General features: G+C 67.0%; 14 protein-coding genes. 4 read left to right on the forward strand and 10 right to left on the reverse strand.

Annotated elements, in window-relative coordinates:
• Window positions 1–269: 269 nt before the first annotated feature.
• The 3 genes from AC6IY7_RS14150 to AC6IY7_RS14160 form a co-directional block, all read right to left on the reverse strand.
• Window positions 270–1,727: a sensor histidine kinase gene (locus tag AC6IY7_RS14150; protein WP_497779985.1), complete on the reverse strand. Its 1,458-nt coding sequence runs from the start codon at window positions 1,725–1,727 to the stop codon at window positions 270–272.
• On the reverse strand, window positions 1,711–2,394 hold the full coding sequence (locus AC6IY7_RS14155; protein ID WP_497782849.1) for a response regulator transcription factor: 684 nt from the start codon (window positions 2,392–2,394) through the stop codon (window positions 1,711–1,713). The genes AC6IY7_RS14150 and AC6IY7_RS14155 overlap by 17 nt, the downstream gene beginning before the upstream one ends.
• Window positions 2,395–2,600: 206 nt before the next feature.
• Window positions 2,601–4,184 (reverse strand): Do family serine endopeptidase, encoded by a 1,584-nt coding sequence (locus AC6IY7_RS14160; protein ID WP_497779987.1) that lies wholly within the window; start codon window positions 4,182–4,184, stop codon window positions 2,601–2,603.
• A gap of 298 nt (window positions 4,185–4,482) precedes the next feature.
• On the opposite strand from AC6IY7_RS14160, the gene AC6IY7_RS14165 reads away from it, so the two are divergent.
• The gene (locus AC6IY7_RS14165; RefSeq protein ID WP_497779989.1) at window positions 4,483–4,899 is read left to right on the forward strand and encodes a regulator; all 417 of its coding nucleotides are present in this window, start codon (window positions 4,483–4,485) and stop codon (window positions 4,897–4,899) included.
• Between the two features lie 168 nt (window positions 4,900–5,067).
• Complete coding sequence (gene corA / locus AC6IY7_RS14170; protein ID WP_497779990.1) at window positions 5,068–6,075, forward strand: magnesium/cobalt transporter CorA; 1,008 nt, start codon at window positions 5,068–5,070, stop codon at window positions 6,073–6,075.
• Between the two features lie 70 nt (window positions 6,076–6,145).
• On the opposite strand, the gene grpE is transcribed toward corA, so the two are convergent.
• The 3 genes from grpE to gshB all read right to left on the reverse strand — a co-directional run bounded on the left by grpE (window position 6,146) and on the right by gshB (window position 10,599).
• Window positions 6,146–6,754 (reverse strand): nucleotide exchange factor GrpE, encoded by a 609-nt coding sequence (gene grpE, locus AC6IY7_RS14175; RefSeq protein ID WP_497779992.1) that lies wholly within the window; start codon window positions 6,752–6,754, stop codon window positions 6,146–6,148.
• Between the two features lie 55 nt (window positions 6,755–6,809).
• Complete coding sequence (locus AC6IY7_RS14180; RefSeq protein WP_497782850.1) at window positions 6,810–9,557, reverse strand: [protein-PII] uridylyltransferase; 2,748 nt, start codon at window positions 9,555–9,557, stop codon at window positions 6,810–6,812.
• Window positions 9,558–9,642: 85 nt separating this feature from the next.
• Window positions 9,643–10,599: a glutathione synthase gene (gene gshB / locus AC6IY7_RS14185; protein WP_497779995.1), complete on the reverse strand. Its 957-nt coding sequence runs from the start codon at window positions 10,597–10,599 to the stop codon at window positions 9,643–9,645.
• Window positions 10,600–10,796: 197 nt separating this feature from the next.
• Between gshB and AC6IY7_RS14190 the strand changes: the two genes are divergently transcribed.
• Complete coding sequence (locus AC6IY7_RS14190; protein ID WP_497779996.1) at window positions 10,797–12,119, forward strand: methyl-accepting chemotaxis protein; 1,323 nt, start codon at window positions 10,797–10,799, stop codon at window positions 12,117–12,119.
• A 189-nt stretch (window positions 12,120–12,308) separates the two neighbouring features.
• On the opposite strand, the gene AC6IY7_RS14195 is transcribed toward AC6IY7_RS14190, so the two are convergent.
• Both AC6IY7_RS14195 and rsmI read right to left on the reverse strand, forming a co-directional pair.
• Entirely contained in the window at window positions 12,309–12,683 is a 375-nt protein-coding gene (locus AC6IY7_RS14195) for a YraN family protein (protein ID WP_497779999.1), read from the reverse strand.
• Window positions 12,680–13,591, reverse strand: a complete 912-nt coding sequence (gene rsmI / locus AC6IY7_RS14200; protein WP_497780000.1) for a 16S rRNA (cytidine(1402)-2'-O)-methyltransferase — start codon at window positions 13,589–13,591, stop codon at window positions 12,680–12,682. Before rsmI ends, AC6IY7_RS14195 begins: the two co-directional genes overlap by 4 nt.
• Before the next feature lie 318 nt (window positions 13,592–13,909).
• Between rsmI and AC6IY7_RS14205 the strand changes: the two genes are divergently transcribed.
• Window positions 13,910–15,040, forward strand: a complete 1,131-nt coding sequence (locus tag AC6IY7_RS14205) for a penicillin-binding protein activator (protein WP_497780002.1) — start codon at window positions 13,910–13,912, stop codon at window positions 15,038–15,040.
• A gap of 383 nt (window positions 15,041–15,423) precedes the next feature.
• Here AC6IY7_RS14205 and glyS read toward each other — a convergent pair whose 3' ends face one another.
• A complete protein-coding gene (glyS, locus tag AC6IY7_RS14210) occupies window positions 15,424–17,832 on the reverse strand; it encodes a glycine--tRNA ligase subunit beta (RefSeq protein ID WP_497780004.1) in 2,409 nt (802 codons plus the stop codon).
• Window positions 17,833–17,915: 83 nt separating this feature from the next.
• Window positions 17,916–18,911, reverse strand: a complete 996-nt coding sequence (gene trxB / locus AC6IY7_RS14215; protein ID WP_497780006.1) for a thioredoxin-disulfide reductase — start codon at window positions 18,909–18,911, stop codon at window positions 17,916–17,918.
• Window positions 18,912–18,965: the final 54 nt, after the last annotated feature.

Consider the following 18,965-nt stretch of genomic DNA (forward strand, 5'->3'; position numbering starts at 1 on the left):
GCGATGTCCTCCGTTCCGCTGGGGTCGCCCGCGAGCGAAGCAATGCCTGGACCAGGCCGGGCGAAGCATAGAGCGTTTCCAGCCGAAGTGGACGCCGGTTCGGCGTTGGAAGCGCGTCAAAACAAAAGCCGAGAGCCTTTCCATGTTTCATTGAAACATGGAAAGGTTCTAGAAATCCGGGCCGCCCCTCGTCCGATCGACGATAGACGCGTTCCGGCGCGGCTCGAAGCGAAATCGGACGCGCGAGCAAAGTGTCGCTGCGGACGATTCTATTGAGCGCGCGGGCTCGTCCCGGCGGCGAGCCCGGTCGTGGGCGGGGCGACGGGCGCGCTCGTCGGCCGCGTCGCATCGGCGCATGACGCGGGGAGCGCGACGATGACGCGCAGGCCCGGCTCATTGTCCTCTATGCGCAGCGCGCCGCCATGCAGGCGCGCGACCGCCGCGGCCAGCGACAGGCCGAGCCCGGAGCCCGGCCGCGAGCGCGAATTCTCGAGCCGCACGAAACGCCCGATCACCCGGTCGCGATCCTTTGGCGCTATGCCGGGCCCGCGATCGGACACTTCGATCTCTATGCCTTCGTGCGCCCGCCGAGCCGCGATGCGGACGACGGCGCCCGGCTGCGTCGCGCCATATTTCAGCGCATTGTCGACCAGATTGACGAGCGCCTGGCCGAGCAATTCGCGATTGCCGCGCAGCGTCAGCCCCTCCGGCGCCGCGAGCTCGATGCGCGCGCCATGCTCCTCGGCGACGGGCTCGTAGATTTCCGCAATGTCGGCGGCGACTCGGGCTGCGTCGAACTCGCCCATGAAGTCGCTGCAATAGCCGGCCTCGGCGCGCGCGATCATCAAGAGAGCGTCGAAAATGCGGATGAGCGCGTCCGATTCCTCGATCATATCGGTCAAGGCGTCGCGATATTGCTCTGTGGTCGGATCGCCGCGCAGCGCGGCGTCGGCGCGGTTGCGCAGGCGCGTCAGCGGCGTTTTGAGATCATGCGCAATATTGTCGGAGACCTCGCGCAGCCCCGCCATCAGCTGCTCTATGCGCTCCAGCATGGCGTTGAGATTGCCGGCGAGGCGATCGAGCTCGTCGTCGGCGCCCATCAGCGGCAGGCGCTGGTCGAGATCGCCGGACATGATGCGGCGCGCCGAGGCGGAGAGCTTGTCGAGCCGCGCCAGAATGCGCCGCGCGACGATGAGGCCGCCGAGCGTGCCGATGGCGATGAGCCAGAACAGCGAGGCGACGAGCGCGCGGCGCAGAATGCCGCGCAGCAGCTTTCGGTCCTGCAGATCATGGCCGACGAGCAGGCGGAAGCCGCCGGGGAGCTGGAACAGCCGCATCATGGCGCGATGATGGGCGGTCGTCTCGCCGCGCCGCTGATAGCGCGCCTCCACCAGCTCCGACTGATCGGGAAGGTCCGGCGGCAGGGCGGCGATATTGCCGACGACGAGCTCGCCCGAGAAGGTCGTCACCAGATAGAGCGAGGCGCCGGGCGCGCGCACGCGCCGTTCGATCACCTCCACCAGCTGGCGAATGCCGCCTTCGGAATATTGCTCGGCGAGGCCGCGAATGTCGGCGTCGATCGTCTGCGCGGTCTGCTCGTCGAAAAGGTCCTCGACATTGATCTGCACGCGGGTCAGCACCAATGCGGCGCCGATGCCGAAGAGCACCAGATAGGCGAGCGACAGCTTGAAGGCCGTCGTGCGGAAGAGTCTAACGAGCGCCTTCACGGATCATATATCCGGCGCCGCGGATCGTGTGCAGGAGCGGCGTCTCGCGCCCCTTGTCGATCTTGGCGCGCAATCTGGAGATGTGGACATCGATGACATTGGTCTGCGGATCGAAGTGATAATCCCACACATTCTCGAGCAGCATGGTGCGCGTCACCACCTGGCCGGCGTGCTTCATGAGATATTCGAGCAGGCGGAACTCGCGCGGCTGCAGCACGATCTCCTGTCCGGCGGAGACGACCTTATGGGCGAGCCGATCGAGCTCGAGATCGCCGACGCGATAGGTGGTCTCCTCCGGCTTCGGCCCGCCGCGGCGGCGCGCCAGCGCCTCGACGCGGGCGAGCAGCTCGGAGAAGGCGTAGGGCTTAGACACGTAATCGTCGCCGCCGGCGCGCAGGCCGCGCACGCGATCGTCCACCTGGCCGAGCGCGGAGAGGATGAGCGCGGGGGTGTCGATCTTCTGCTCGCGCAGGCCCGAGATGAGCGAGAGTCCGTCGAGCTTGGGCAGCATGCGGTCGATGACGAGGACGTCATATTTGCCGTCGGCGGCGGCCGCATAGCCTTCGAGGCCATCCGTCGCATGGTCGGCGACATGGCCTTGCTCGCGAAACGCCTTCACGAGATAGGCGCCGGCTTCCGAATCGTCCTCGACGACCAATATTCGCATTTCACTCATATAGCGCGCCTCGATAAAAAACGGCAGGCCGGCGGATACGCGCCGGCCTGCCGCGACTGACGCGGCGGGAGCGGAGACGACGTCTCCCGCCGCCCTCCATTGCGCGGGCCCGCTACACGGGGGGCGGGCAATACGGGCCATCGCGCAAGAAGCTCGCCGGCGTCGGGACGCCGGGTAGCAAAAGCAGCTCGCCGGCGTCAGGACGCCGGATTGACCGACAGGGCCACGAAGCGCGCGCCCTCCGGCGATTTCACGCGCAGCAGGACCGATTTGCGGCCGTCTTTCTTGGCCGAGTCGATGGCCGCCTGCAGATCGCCGCGCGCCTTCAGCGTCTGGCCATTGGCCTCGACGATCACATCGCCCTGGCGCAGCCCCTTCTGGGCGGCGGCGCCATTGGGGTCTATGCCGACGATGATGAGGCCCTCGCCGCCGCGGCCGCCGCGCACCTCGGCCGCCGGCGCGACCTCTATGCCATAGGCGGCCAGCGCCGCGCCGGGCTCGACGCCATCGTCATTGGATTCGGCGGCGGCGGTCTCCTTCTCGCTCGGCAGCTTGCCGAGCTTCAGTTTCACGCTCTTTTCGGCGCCATTGCGCAGGAAGGTCAGCTCCGCGCTCTTGCCGGGGCCGAGCGTCGCTATGCGGCGGGCGAGATCGCGCGGGCCGTCGACCTTCTGGCCGTCGACGGCGACGACGACGTCGCCGGCCTTGAGCCCGGCCGCCTCCGCCGGCCCGCCGCGCTGCGGCTGGGCGACGAGCGCGCCTTTGCTCGTCTTGAGCCCCAGGCTCTCGGCGATCTCCGAGGTGATCGGCTGAATGGAGACGCCGATCCAGCCGCGCGCCACCTGGCCCTTGTCCTTGAGCGCGGCGATCACATCCTTGGCGACCTCCGAAGGGATGGCGAAGCCTATGCCGACCGAGCCGCCCGAGGGCGAATAGATCGCCGTATTGACGCCGACGACCTGCCCCCGCTCGTCGAAGGAGGGGCCGCCGGAATTGCCGCGATTCACCGGCGCGTCGATCTGTAGAAAATCGTCATAAGGGCCGGCGCCGATGTCGCGGCCGCGCGCCGAGACGATGCCGGCCGTCACCGTGCCGCCGAGGCCGAAGGGATTGCCGACCGCTATGACCCAATCGCCGACGCGCGGGCTGGCGCTTGCCCAGTCGACATGCGGCAGATTATTGCCGTCATTGATCTTCAGCAGAGCGAGATCGGTGCGCTTGTCGGTTCCGATGATCTTGGCCGGCAGCGTGCGGCCGTCGTCGAAGGTCACCTCCACCTGCGTCGCATTCTCGACGACATGGTTGTTAGTGACGACATAGCCGTCATTGGTGATGACGAATCCCGAGCCCTGCGCCTGCGTCATATGCTTCTGCTGCCGGCGCCCGCCTCCCGGAGGCTCGCCGAAATGCCGGAAGAAGCGGTAGAGCGGATCGTCCGGCGAGAGCTCGGGCGGCGCGCCGGGAAAGCCTTCCTCGGGGCCGCCGCCGGCCTCCAGCGCCTTGGTCTTGATCGCGACCACGGCGGGCTTCACGCGCTCGACGACATCGGCGAAGGATTGCGGGCCGACGGCGGGCAGGGCGCTCTGGTTCTGAGTCTGGGTCTGAGTGGCGGGCGCCTGGCCCCAGGCGAAGGTCTGCGCCGGCGCGAGCAGCGTTGCGCCGAGCGCGAGCGCAGCCGCGCCGGACATGAGGGCGACGCGGAACGGGCGTCCGTCCGGACGACGCCATCGCGCCGTTCGGGTCGTGGCGAGAGCTCGACGAAAAAGCACTGGCAAGGTCATCAAACCAACTCCATCGATCTGCCCCCTCGCGCGCGCCTTTTCAGGAGCGGCGGCCGGGGGCGCGCGGCGGGGCGTCCGCCTGTCGACGATGAAGATGGGGTTTTCGGGCTTACGCCACAGTGGCGGCCGCATGAAACTTTCGTAAGGCGGCGGCCTACGGCGTGAGCTCGGGCAGGGGCGCGGGCAAATCACCCCGCGGGCAAATCACCCGAAGAGGCGAGGGCGCCCATCCGTGGCGGGCGACGCTCGGCTCGCGGCAATTTCCTTCGGGCTCAACGCCGACCGGGAGGAACGACCCATGCCGAATTTCGCTTTCGACGACAGTAACATCGATTGGAGGCGCCTCGAGGGCGTGGATCACCTCTGGCTCTGCGTGCGGGACATAGACGACGACGCGGGGATTCTCCATGTGCTCTTCAAATTCGCGGCCAATGAAAAAATCCTGCTGCATCGTCACAAGACGCTGAACAAGACCTTCGTGATTCGAGGGGAGCATCGCGTCTATCACGCGAACCACGACATCAAAGAGATCAGGCCGGTCGGCAGCTATAAGGTCAGCCCGCCTTCGGACGACCCGCATCGGGAAGGCGGCGGCGATCAGGACGTCGTCGTGTTCTTCATCATCTACGGAAAGGGCGTGCTCTACGAAATATTGGACGATGAGCAGAGTGTCGTCGGCGTCCTCACCGTCGAGGATTTCCGCGCGCTCTTGTGACGAGCGCGTGAGCCGCCTCACCATCGGCGCGACGCGATCTCTCGACGACGATTCGAATCTACCCACTCTCCCTCGGAGCCGGGAGGGGAGGGGGCGGGACGGGGCGCATTGCCTTCGACGCCGGCGGCGCTTAGATCGTCGCCGATGTCACCGACGAGGCCTCGAACCATGAATGCATCGATCGCCGCGCCCGCAGCGGGGCCGGAGCCCGGCGTCGTCGCCGCCGCCGTCTATGCGGACGGCCGCCGGCTCCAGGACATAGCGATAGAGGAAGCCGGCGCCTTCGCCGCGCGTCCCGGCCATGTCGTGTGGATCGGCCTCTATGAGCCGTCCTTCGAACTGCTGGCGCGCGTGCGGCGACAGTTCGATCTGCATCCGCTGGCGATAGAGGACGCCGGCAAGGCGCATCAATATCCCAAGCTCGAGCAATATGGGGATGGTCTGTTCATCGTGGCGCGCACCGCGCAGATGGAGAGTGGCCGCATCGTCTTCGGCGAGACGCATTTATTCGTCGGCAAGGGCTATGTTCTGTCGATCCGCCACGGCGCCTCGAGCACCTATGCGCAGGTGCGCGAGCGCTGCGAGGCGGCGCCGCACGGCCTGTCGGAGGGCGAGGACTACATCGTCTACGCCATTCTCGATTTCATCGTGGACAATTACTTTCCCGTGCTCGCGACGATCAATGCGGAAGTCGAGGAGATCGAGGATCATATTCTCGCGCAGGCGCCGGAGAAGGCCCATGTCGATCGGCTCTACACGCTGCGCCGCGACCTGTTGCGGCTCGGCAACGCCGTGGCGCCGCTGGTCGAGGTCTGCCAACGCCTCGAGCATACGGAGGTGATGCCGATCGACGCCGCCATGCGGCCGCATTTTCGCGATGTGACCGACCATATCCTGCGCGTTCGCGAGCAGATCGACACATTGCGCGAGGTGCTGGCCTTCGCCTTCGAGGCGAGCCTGATGAACGGCCAGATGCAGCAGACCTACATCACGCGGCGGCTCGCGGCCTGGGCCGCCATCCTCGCCGTGCCGACAGCGATCGCCGGCATTTATGGAATGAATTTCGAGCATATGCCGGAGCTGAAGTGGCGCTACGGCTATTTCCTGGTTCTCGGCGCGACGGCGGCGATTTGCGCGACGCTCTACTGGCGCTTTCGACGCAACGGATGGCTGTGACGCGCGGCGCTACGCCGTCGCGCGTTCTTGGTCGCCCCTGGGGCCGTCCCTAAAAAAGCGCCCTCGCGGGTCAGGCCTTCGGGCCGCCCCGCGCGATGCCGACCTTGGCCGGGCGCAGCACGCGCTCGCCGATCAGATAGCCGGGCTCGACCACCTGGGCGACGGCGCCATTGGGCAGGCTCTCGTCCGGGATCTCGAACAACGCCTCGTGCTGATTGGGGTCGAAGCGCTGGCCCTGCGCCTCGATCTTCTTGACGCCGAAGCGCGCCAGGCGGGAGACGAAATCGCGCTCGGTGAGCTCGACGCCCTCGATCAGCGTGAGAATGCTCTGCTCGAGGCTATCGCGCGCCTGCGCCGGCACGCTGTCGACGGCGCGGCGCAAATTATCCGCCAAGGGCAGCATCTCGCGGGCGAAATTGGCGACCCCATAGGTCTTGGCGTCAGCGATCTCCTTTTCGGTCCGCCGCCGCAGATTCTCCATATCGGCGAGCGTGCGCAGCAGCTTGTCCTTCAAGCTGGCGACCTCGGCGTGGAGATTGCCGAGCTCGGTGAAGGGCTCGGGCTCTGCGATGTCGGATTCCGCCCCCGGCTGCGCCAGAGCGGAGGCGTCCGCCTCGCCCGCCTGCGCCTGACGGGCGCGGGCCTCCTCGGGGGTTTCCTTTTTCTTATCGTCGCTCATGATCTCTTCCATTGGCGATGAAACGCCCCCGATATCAGTGCGGGGGCGCGCAAAATCAAGTCGGGGCGACGCTCGCGCCCGCGCCGGACGCTTTTCGCGCCCGCAGCGCGAAGACGTCCAGCAATTGGCGCTTGATCGCCGCCTGACGCGAAGGCGAGACGATTTTCCCGCCGGTCAGATCGGTCACATAGAAAGCGTCCACGGCCCGCTCGCCGAAGGTCACGATATGAGCGGAGCCGATGTTGAGATTGAGATTGGAGATGGCGTTGGTCAGATCGAAGAGCAGTCCGACGCGGTCGAGGCCGGACACTTCGATGACGGTCGCCATATTGGCGAAGCTGTTGTCGATGACGACGTCGGGCGCGACGTCGAAGGCCGTCGTCGCGGCGCGTTGCGCGCTGCGCGCGGCGACCGCCTCCGAAATGGCGATCTCGCCGCGCAGCGCTTTCTCGATAAAGTCGGCGACGCGGCGCGCGCGGCGCAATTCGTCGTCGTCCAGCGGAAAGGCGCGCGAGAAGAAGATGGTGTCCAGCGCGAGCCCGTCCGCCGTGGTGAAGATGTGGGCGTCGACGATATTGGCGCCGCTCGCCGCGCAGGCGCCGGCGATGATCGACAACAGCCGCCGATGATCCTGCGCGATGACGGTGAGCTCCACCGCGCCGCTCTTGGTGTCGAGATCGACAGTGGTGGCGAGCGGCGTCTTCGAATCATTGAGGTCGCGCAGCAGGCGCGCATGGCGCACCTTGCGGGCGATGTCCGCCTTCAGCCAATAGGCGGAATAATGGCGCTGCGCATAGGCCGTGAAATCCGCGTCGCTCCAATCGGAGAGCGCGGCGCGCAACTCCTCCTTGGCATGGGCGACTCTGCTCTTGCGATCGGCCGCCGAATGGCCGCCGCCGAGCACCACTTCCGTCTCCCAATAGAGCACGTTGAGCAGCTGCGCCTTCCAGGCGTCGAGCACGCCGGGGCCGACGGCGTGAATGTCGCACATGGTCAGCACGAGCAGCATTTTGAGCCGCTCCATCGTCTGCACGATGGCGGCGAAATTCTCGATCGTGCTGCGGTCCGAGAGATCGCGGCTCTGCGCTATGCTCGACATCAGCAGATGATGCTGCACCAGCCAGGCGACGGCGCCGGTCTCCGCGGGGTCGAGGCCCAGACGCGGGCACAGCGAATAGGCGATATCGGCGCCGGCCTTGGAGTGATCCTCCTTGCGGCCCTTGGCGATATCATGCAGTAGCAGGCCGAGATAAAGCGCCTTGCGATTGGAGATCGACGGCAGAATATCATTGGCGAGCGCTGCTTGGCGAGGCCCGCGGCCCGATTCGAGCGCCGCCAGCGCACCCACCGCGCGCAACAGATGCTCGTCGACAGTGTAGTGATGATACATGTTGAACTGCATCATCGCGACGATGCGGCCAAACTCCGGGATGAAGCGGCCGAGCACGCCCACTTCGTTCATGCGCCGCAGCACCGTCTCCGTCGTATTGTGCGACAGCAGAATATCGAGGAACAGGCGGTTCGCTTCCTTGTTGGCGCGCAGATCGGAATCGATGAGCCGCAGCGAGCGCGTGAGGACGCGCACGGCGTCCGGATGGATCGCCAGCCCATAGCGGTCGGCGGTCCAGAACAAGCGGATGATATTCACCGGATCGCGGCGGAAGACATCCTCGGCGGCGACATTGACGCGGTCGTGCTCGACGATGAAATCGTCCGACGGCATTTTGCGTGCGCGCCGCCGCAGCCGGCCGAGCACGCGGTCGAGCATGGCCGGGGGCTTGGCCTCGCGCGCCTCCAGCGCCGCGCAGACGATGGCGGTGAGATCGCCGACATCCTTGGCCACGAGGAAGTAATGCTTCATGAAACGTTCGGTGTGCGACAGGCCGGCGCGGTCGTGATAGCCGAATTTGGCGGCGAGCAGAGGCTGCAGATCGAAGGACAGGCGCTCCTCGGCGCGGCCGGTCGTGAAATGCAGCTGGCAGCGCACGCGCCACAGAAACTCGTCGCAGCGCTGGAACAGCGTCAGCTCGCTGCGCGTGAACAGGCCCGCGGCGACGAGCTCCTCCGGCTCGCGCACGCGATAGACATATTTGGCGATCCAGAACAGCGTGTGCAGATCGCGCAGGCCGCCCTTGCCTTCCTTGACATTGGGCTCGACGAGATAGCGCGAGGAGCCCGCGCGCGAGACGCGCTGGTCGCGCTCGGCCAGCTTGGCGGCGACGAAGGCGCGCGCGTCGACGCGCATGATCTCGCGGTCGAAGCTCTCGAGCAGCTCGTGATAGAGGCCCTCGTTGCCGAGTATGAAGCGCGCCTCCAGAATGGTCGTGCGGATGGTGACGTCCGCGCGCGCCTGGCGCAGACATTCGGCGACGGAGCGGCTCGAATGCCCGACCTTCTGGCGCAGGTCCCAGAGCATATAGAGAATCGCCTCGACGACGCTCTCGCCCCAGGGCGTCTGCTTATAGGGAAGCAGGAACAGGAGATCGATGTCGGAGCCGGGCGCCAGCGTGCCGCGCCCATAGCCGCCGACGGCGACGATGGTCAGCCGCTCGGCGAAGGTCGGATTGTCGGCGACATAGACGAAGCGGACGACATAATCATAGATCGCGCCGATGATCTCGTCCTCGAGATCGGAGAGATAGCGCGCGCAGGCGAGTCCTCTGCCGCCGGCGTCGAGATAGGCGTGCGCCGTGTCGTGACCCTCGGAGAGGACGCCCCGCAAAATCTCGACCACCGCCGCGCGAGGCGGTTCGCCGGGCTTGGAGCCCTGGCTCACCGCGGCGATTTTTTCGCCGAGCGTCATGCGCAAGCCCTTCGCGCTCGGCGCCGCGGGCCGCGCGAGCGTCGGCAGGTCTTTGGGCGCGCGCAGCGCGCCGGCGGCGCGTGCGTCAGCCATTCGCGCGCAGCTCGCCGAGCTTGCGCTCGATCGCGTCGAAGATCGGCGCGGCGAGGTCGGGGCCGCCGAGGCGGGCGAGCGCCCGCAAGCCCGTCGGCGAGGTGACATTGATCTCGGTGAGATGGCCGTCGATGACGTCTATGCCGACGAACAACAGGCCGCGCGCCTTCAGCGCCGGCCCGAGCCGCGCGCAGATCTCACGCTCGCGCGTGGTCAACGCCGTCGACGCGGCGGCGCCGCCGCGCACCATATTGGAGCGTATGTCGTTCTCGGCGGGGATGCGGTTCACCGCGCCGAGCGGCTCGCCGTCGACGAGCAATATGCGCTTGTCGCCCTCGCTGACCGCCGGAAGGAAGCGCTGCACCACCCAGGGCTCACGGAAGATCGCGGAAAAGAGATCGAACAGCGAGCCGAAATTGGGATCGACCTCCACCACTTTGAACACGCTGGCCCCGCCATGGCCGTAGAGCGGCTTCATGACGATCTCGCCATGCTCCGCGCGGAAGGCCTCGATCGCCGCCCTATCGCGCGTCAGCAGCGTCGGCGGCATCAGATCGGCGAATTCCATGACGAAGACTTTTTCCGGCGCGTTGCGCACCGCGGCCGGATCATTGACGACGAGCGTGCGCGACTGGATCTTCTCCAGGAAATGCGTCGAGGTGATATAGGCGAGGTCGAAGGGCGGGTCCTGGCGCAGCAGCACGACATCGACGCTCGCGAGATCGAGGACGCGCTCCTCGCCGAGCTCGTAATAGCGCGCGCTATCGTCATAGACGGCGATCTCCCGCGCCGGCGCGCTCAGACGGCCGGCGCCGAGCGAGAGCCTGTCGGGCGTGTAGTGCCACAGGCGATGGCCGCGCTTTTGCGCCTCGAGCATCAGCGCGAAGGTCGAATCACCGGCGAAATTGATTTTTTCCAGGGGGTCCATCTGGACCGCGACGTCGATCATGCTCTCGATGTCTCTTTCGGGACGCTCCGCGCCGGCCGCTGCGGGCCGGACCCGAGGAAGTAACGCGTTTCGTCCCGGGGCGAAAGCGCTTCCTCACGCCAGGAGCCCGACCACAGAGACGTTAACTCCGCTTGAAGGAGATTGATCTAAATTACGCACGACTGTGAAAACAGGAACAAACAGGATACGGTCCCCCAATGCGGTTCACCTCGATCGGCGCCGGCCTCGCGCTCAGGCAGTTCCTTTTTCTGGCTCTGCTGCTGCTCATGGGCGCGACGGCCTATGTCTCGGTCGCCAATGTCCGCGACCTGACCGCCGCCGCGGCCGATCCGACCAACGCCGCGCGCGCCTCCCAGCTCGCGGTGACCGCAAATCAGGCGGCGGCGACGCTCTCGCTCGAGCTGCTGCTCGGCACTCTGGCGGCGGCTTTCCTCGTGGTCGGCGTCTCCATCCCGACCATTCACCGCACCATAGCGGCGCCGATCAAGACGATCGCCCGTCAAATGGCCGATCTCGCCGCCGGCGACACGACCATAGTGGTGCGCGGCGCCGAGCGCGGCGACGAGATCGGCGCGATCTCCAAGGCCTTGATCGTGCTGCGCGACGCAGTGCGCGCCAATAATGAGATGGCCGCCGAGATCCGCGCCCGCGACGATCGCGAGGAGAGGCTGCGCCGCGAGGCCGCCATTCGCGATCAGGTCGAGCATTATTCCCACGAACTTTCGGCGACGACCGCGGCGCTCGGCGAGCTGACGAAGAAAATGGCAGGCGCGTCGGAGGAGATGATCGTGCAGGAACGGCGCGCTCGCGAGGATACGGATTTCGCCCGCACCGCCTCGCTGCAGGCGGCCGCCGACGTCGCCTCGGTCGCCACCGCCTCGGAGCAATTGCTGGAGGCGATCGGCGAGATCAGCCGTCAAGCGGTGGAATCGACCACAGTGGTGCGCCAGGCCGTGCAGGAGACCAATGGCTCCAGCGCGGAGATGCTGCGCCTCTCGGCCGCCGCCAATCGCGTCGGCGATGTGGTGAGCCTGATCTCGCGCATCGCCGCGCAGACCAATCTGCTCGCGCTCAACGCCACAATCGAGGCGGCGCGCGCCGGCGAGGCGGGCCGCGGCTTCGCCGTGGTGGCGCAGGAGGTCAAGAGCCTCGCCACTCAGACCGGCAAGGCGACGCAGGAGATCGCCGATCAGATCTCCGAGATCCAGGCGGCGACCAATCTCTCCGTCTCCTCCATCGACAAGATCAAGAACAAGATCGCCGAGGTCGAGCATATTTCGGCGATCATCACCTCCGCCGTCCATGAGCAGGACGCCGCCACCAAGGACATCACCCGCAGCGTGCGCTCGGCCGCCGACAGCGCCTCGGCCATGTCGCAGCATGTCTCGCAGGTGGCGAGCGCCATGGCGATGACCGGCGCGGGCGCCGAGTCGATCGTGACGCTGGCGCGCGAGATCGACCATATGGCGCGCCGCACCCAGGCGCATACGGAAGAGCTGGCGCAGAGTCTCGCGAGCTGAGAAGCGCCCGGCGAGTCGAAAAAAGGTTCGCGTGTCCTCCTTCTCCCGGAACGGGAGAAGGAGGACACGCGAATGCGCGACGGATGAGGGCGCCGCGATCCCAACGAGCCCTAATCCAACCCCGCTTCGCGGGGCCACCTTCTCCCGGAACGGGAGAAGGGGCGCGGCGTCATTGCTTCGCCTCTCTCGTCAGCCCAAATCCAATTCCATCGCCGCCTCCACATGCAGCGGCAGGCGTCGCGGCGCGACATAGATCGCATCGCCGCGCAGCACATGGTCGACCGCCCAAGGATTGGACGCCAGCCATTTCGACGCCGCGTGGGAGATGCGCCGCCGCTTCTCCTCGGTGATCGAGATCATCGCCTCCTCGAGGCTCGCGCGCGCCTTCACTTCCACGAATGCAATGGTCCGGCCGCGCCGCGCCACAATGTCGATCTCGCCGCCGCGAATGCGATAGCGGCGGTCGAGGATGGTGTAGAATTTGGCTCTCAGCCACAGCGCCGCGAGCGTCTCGGCGCGCAGCCCGCCGCGATGGCGCGCGCGCCGCGCATCGGTCTCGCTCACTCGGTCCGCCCGGCCGCCAGCTTGATCGCCCGCGCATAGACTTCGCGGCGCGGGCGGCCCGTCGAGGCGGCGACGACGCTCGCCGCATCCTTCAGCGAATGGGCGCCGAGCGCCTCCTCGAGCTTGGCGTCGAGCTCGGCCTCGCTGGTGGCCTCGGCGTTCGCGCCGGGCGGGGCGACCAGCACCACGATCTCGCCGCGCGGCGGCTCCTCCTCGCGCAGCGCGGCGGCGAGTTCGTCGAGCCTGCCGCGCCGCACCGATTCGTAGAATTTGGTCAGCTCGCGGGCGATGGCCGCGTCGCGGGGGCCGAGCACGGCGGCGGCGTCCTCCAGCGTCTCGGCGACGCGCTTGGGCGATTCGAAAAAGACCAGAGTGCCGGGAATGCGCGCCAGCTCGGCGAGGCGCGCCCGCCGCGGCCCGCCCTTATGCGGCAGAAACCCCTCGAAGAAGAAGCGATCGGTCGGCAGGCCGGCGACGACCAGAGCCGCCAGCACGGCCGAGGGGCCGGGAACCGAGGTCACTTTCACCCCGCGCTCCAGCGCCTCGGCGACGAGCTTGAAGCCGGGGTCCGACACCAGCGGCGTGCCGGCGTCGGAGACCAGCGCCAGCGCCGCTCCGGCCTCCAGCCGCGCGATGAGATGCGGCCGCATCACATGGGCGTTGTGCTCGTGATAGGCGACGAGCGGCGTCGAAATCCCATAATGGGCGAGCAGAGTCTTGGTGACGCGCGTGTCCTCGGCCACGACGGCGTCGGCGGCCGCCAGAGTCGAGAGCGCGCGGAAGGAGATGTCCTTGAGATTGCCGATCGGCGTCGCGACGAGATGCAGCCCCGGCGCGATCTTCTCCGCCTCCGCCCGCAGGCCGAAGGCGGTATAGGCCGCCGTCGCCGCCGTTCTGTCCTCGCTCATGGCCATCGCCCTGTCTCCGCCGATGCGGCCGTTCTATGAACCGTCCGCATGTTCTTTTTACAGAACATGATAAGCGCGTTCAAGGCCGCAATTTCCCCGCAAAATTCGAATTTATTTCAATTTAGGGGTTGCCGTGCGCTTTCCGCAATCGCGTATAAGACGGCGATTTCATCGGGCCGTTCGAGCGGGAGGCTTATTTTGGTCATGAGTCGGCAGGACAGGGTTTGGCAAGACAGGTTTCGGCGAGGCGGCGCTGCGGCGCCGGCGCGCCTCGTCTGCGCCTTGGCTGCGGCCGCCCTTCTCAGCGCCTGCAATCCGATGTCGGGTCCTGGCGTGCCCGGCGCGCGCGATCTGCGCCTTTCCGCGCCGCTCGGCCCGGTGGAGGTCGGCCAGCTCACAGAGGGTGAGCAGATCGGCAATGGCGCGACGCGCATCGCGCTCATCGTCCCGCTCTCGCAGGCCTCGGGTCCGAGCCAGGTGGGCGCGTCGCTGCTCAATGCGGCCAAGCTCGCCTATGCCGACAGCGGCGCGAATGACGTGACCATTCTCGTCAAGGACGATCACTCCTCGCCGGCGGGCGCGGCTCAGGCGACGCAGAACGCCGTCAATGAAGGAGCGGAGATCGTCATCGGCCCGGTTTTCGCCAGCGGCGTGAAGGAGGCGGCGCGCGTCGCCCGCGGCGCCGGCAAGCCGATCATCGCCTTTTCGACCGATTCCTCGGTCGCCGGCAAGGGCGTCTATCTGCTCTCCTTCCTGGTCGAGAGCTATGTCGAGCGCATCGTCGAATTCGCGGCGCAGCGCGGCAAGAAGTCGATCGCCGCGCTCGTGCCCGACAATGATTATGGCACGGTGGCGCTGGCGCAATTCCAGCAGAGCGCGGCCAATCACGGAATGCGCGTGCTGACGATCGAGCGCTACAAGCTCGGCGCCGTGCAGCCCTCGGTGCAGCGCATCGCCCAGGCCGCCGAGCAGATCGACGCGCTGTTCATCCCCGAGCAGGCCGAGGCCATGGGCGCCGTCTCGCAGGAATTGCAGGCGGCGCATATCGACACCAAGCGCATTCAGGTGCTCGGCACCGGCCTTTGGAACGATGCGCGGGTGCTGAAGCTGCCGGCCTTGCAGGGCGCCTGGTTCGTCGCGCCGGAGAACGCCGGATTCAACACGCTCGCCCAGCGCTACCGGGCCAAGTTCAACACCGATCCGGCGCGCATAGCGACGCTCGCCTATGACGCCGTGTCGCTGGCTATTGCTCTCTCGCGCAGCCAGGGCTCGCAGCGCTATTCGGAGAATGTGCTGGTCAATCCGTCGGGCTTCAACGGCGCCGATGGCGTGTTCCGCTTCAAGGCCGACGGCATGAATGAGCGCGGCCTCTCGGTGCTGGAGATTTCCGGCGGCGCGGCGAAGGTGCTGTCGCCGGCGCCACGCACCTTCACGGGGAATGGGGCGTAGGGCGCCGCCTCCCGTACCCTCCCCCGCTGCGCGCTATCGGATTCACACGTCGCGAGACGCTGCGGCCGTCCTGGCCGGGCTTGTCCCGGCCATCCACGCCAAGCAGCTGAGGAACCAAAGGAAAGCGCCCGCCATCGACAGATTTCGTCCCATGTCGGGCTCCGCCGGAGCTTCGGCGTCGCGCCAAACTTCTCCAGACGCCTCGGCGTGTTGGCGTGGATGGCCGGGACAAGCCCGGCCAGGACGTCGCGGGGGCGAGGAGGATGTGTGCATTCGATAGCCCGCTACGCAGGAGAGCGGGCAACAAACATTTCGCGAAATCTCGATGTCGCGCGGAAATCTTCCCCCTCTCCCGCGATAGCGGGGGAGGGTCGGGGAGGGCCTCACGCCACTTTGGAGAAATCCGCGACCTGCAACATCGCCTCGCGCAGCTCGGCGAGCAGGCGCAGGCGATTGAGCCGCACTTTCGCATCGTCGCAATTGACCGTCACCGCGTCGAAGAAGGCGTCGACCGGCTCGCGCAGCTTCGACAGCGCCTGCATCGCGCCCTCGAAATTCTCGGCGTCCAGCCGCTCGGAGGTCTCCTCCCGCGCGCGCTTGATGGCGGCGGCGAGCTTATGCTCGGGCAGTTCCATGCGCAGATTGGGGTGATGCGGCTCCTCATAGGCGCCGGCGCCGTCCTTTTTCTCCTCGATCTTGAGAATATTGGCGGCGCGGCGAAAGCCCGCGAGCAGATTCTTGCCGTCGTCGGTGTCGAGGAATTGGCCCAAAGCCTCGACCTTGCGCGTAATCGTCAACAGATCGTCTTGCATGTGAGGACTCCCTTCTCCCGCCTGCGGGAGAAGGTGGCCCCGCCAAAGGGCGTCCGCAAGGACGCCCGTCGGGACACGACGGGCTTCGGCGGGGTCGGATGAGGGCCTGGCCCCTAGCGCCGCGTCGATGAGGTCATATCGTGCGCCGCGATCGCGAAGGTAGACCTTCAGACGATCGATGAAGAAGGCGAGGAGATCGGCCGCATTGGCGGCCAGCAGAGGCGGCAGCGTCTCCCTCAGGAAAATCTCTGCGGCAGGCGAGGGCGCCTCCGCGCCCGCCTCTCTGCCGACGGCGTGAAGCTGCTTCTCTATGTCGCGCCGCAGATGCGCCTCCGCTTCGGCGGAAAGGCTCGCGGCGCCATTCGGCGAGAGGTCCGAAGCGACGCGATTGACCTCGCTCGTCACCAGCTCGCGCAATGGCGTGCGCGCCGCGAGCCAGACCGGCCATAGCGCCGCGGCGAAGGCTTCGCGCAACGGCAGCTGCAGCCCATTCTCGAGCGCGAGGCGGATGACGCCCAGCGCCGCCCTGCGCAGCGCATAAGGGTCCTTGCTCCCCGTCGGCTTCTCGTCGATCGCCCAGAAGCCGACGAGCGTGTCGATCTTGTCGGCGAGCGCGACAGCGATCGAGACCGGAGACGTCGGAATGCGATCGTTCGGCCCTTGCGGCTTGTAATGCTCCTCGATCGCCGCGGCGACCTCGGCGTCCTCGCCCTGCGCGGCGGCGTAATAGCGGCCCATCAGCCCTTGCAGCTCGGGAAACTCGCCGACCATTTCGGTGACGAGATCGGCCTTGGCGAGCGTCGCCGCGCGCGCGGCCTTGTCCGCATCGGCGCCGACGATCGGCGCCAGCACGCGCGCCAGCGCTTCGATGCGCTTCACGCGCTCGCCCTGTGTGCCGAGCTTCTCGTGGAAGACGATATTGTCGAGCTTGGGCAGGCGCTCGCCGAGCGGCGTCTTCAGATCGGTCTCATAGAAGAATTTGGCGTCCGACAGGCGCGCAGCGATCACGCGCTGATTGCCGCCGACGATCGTCGCGCCGCCGTCGCTCGCCTCTATGTTGGCGACGAGGATGAAGCGATTGGCGAGGCCGCCGTCCGGCCGCTTCAGCACGAAGCATTTCTGATTGACGCGAATGGTGGCGCGAATCACCTCCGGCGGAATGGAGAGGAAGCTCTCGTCGAAAGCGCCCATCAGCGTGACTGGCCATTCGACGAGGCCGGCGACCTCCTCGAGCAGCGCCGCATCCTCGACCAGCTCGAGCCCCTGCGCCATGGCGAGATTGCGCGCGTCATGCAGCACGATGTCGCGTCGCCGCGCCGCGTCCAGCACGACTTTCGCCTTCTCGAGCGCAGGAACGTAATCATCGAAGCGCCGCACGGGAAAGGGAGCCGGCGCCAGGAAGCGATGGCCCCGGGCGATATTGCCGCTCTCGATTCCATCGACGGAAAAGCGCACCACTTCCGGCGTCTCCGTCTCCGGGCCGAAGGTGGCGAGGATCGATTGCAGCGGGCGCACCCAGCGCAGCGCGTCGAGCCGCGTGGAGGCCGCGCCCCAGCGCATGGACTTGGGCCAGGGGAAGCTCTTGACCACGGCGGGCAGCGCCTCGGCCAGCACCTCGATCGTCTCGCGTCCGGCGCGCTCGATGACGGCGACGTAGAATTCGCCCTTCTTGGGGTCCTTCTCGATCTTCGCCTCTTCGATGGAGGCGAGGCCGGCGCTTTTCAGAAAGCCCTGGACGGCGGCCTCGGGCGCGCCGACGCGCGGGCCCTTTTTCTCCTCGCGCACATCGGGCTGGCGGCCGGGCAGGCCGGCGATATGCAGCGCCAGCCGGCGCGGCGTCGCATGGGCGGTCGCACCCTCGTAAGTGAGGCCCTTTTCTGCGAGCGCGCCGCAGACGAGCCGCTGCAGATCATCGGCCGCCTGACGCTGCATGCGGGCGGGGATTTCTTCGCTGAACAGTTCGAGGAGAAGGTCGGGCATCGATTTATCTGTTTCTCGTGCGTGCGGAAACGAGGAGCGCTTCTACCCTCCCCTTGAAGGGGAGGGTGGGGACTCGGCTGCTCTCACAAAGGCTCCTCGGAGGCGAGCGCGTCGCCCGCATGCGTGGGCGTCTCCAGCAGATATCGCTCGACGTCCAGCGCCGCCATGCAGCCGAGGCCGGCCGCCGTCACCGCCTGACGATAGGTCTCGTCGGCGACGTCGCCGGCCGCGAACACGCCCGCAATATTGGTGTGCGTCGTGCCCGGCTCCACCTGGATGTAACCCGAGGGCTTGAGCTCCAACTGCCCCACGAACAGCTCCGAGGCCGGCTGATGGCCGATGGCGATGAAGACGCCATCCACATCCAGCGTCTGCGTCGCGCCGGTCTTGACGTTCTTCACGCGGGTCTGCGTCACCGAAGGCGGGGCGCTGCCGCCCAAAATCTCGTCGATCGCATGGTCGAACAGGATTTTGACATTCGGCCGCGCCGCCAGCCGCTCTTGCAGCACGCGCTCGGCGCGGAATGTGTCGCGGCGATGCACGACCGTCACCTCGGCCGCGATCTGCGAGAGATAGAGCGCCTCCTCGACCGCCGTATTGCCGCCGCCGACGACGAGAACCTTCTTGCCCCGGAAGAAGAAGCCGTCGCAGGTGGCGCAGGCGGAGACGCCATAGCCCTTGAACGCCTCCTCGCTCGGAATGCCCAGCCATTTGGCCTTGGCTCCGGTGGCGATGATGAGCGCGTCCGCCGTGTACAGCGCGCCCGAATCGCCGAGCAGCTCGAAGGGCCGCTTGTCGAGCCGCGCCTCGACGATATGGTCGGAGATCAGCTTGGCGCCGACATGCTCGGCCTGGGCGCGCATCTGATCCATGAGCCAGGGGCCCTGGATCGGCTCGGCGAAGCCGGGGTAATTCTCCACATCGGTGGTGATCATGAGCTGGCCGCCCTGATCGAAGCCGGCGATGACCACCGGCTCGAGCATGGCGCGCGCGGCATAGATCGCGGCGGTATAGCCGGCGGGGCCAGATCCCAGCACGATGACGCGGGCGTGCAGGCGGCCTTTATCGTCTGCGGACATGAAGAGGCCTTTGCGAAAGTCTCCGCGCGGACGGCGCGGCGCGTTCGGATGGGC

The sequence above is a fragment of the Methylosinus sp. is20ea genome, assembly GCF_059718135.1.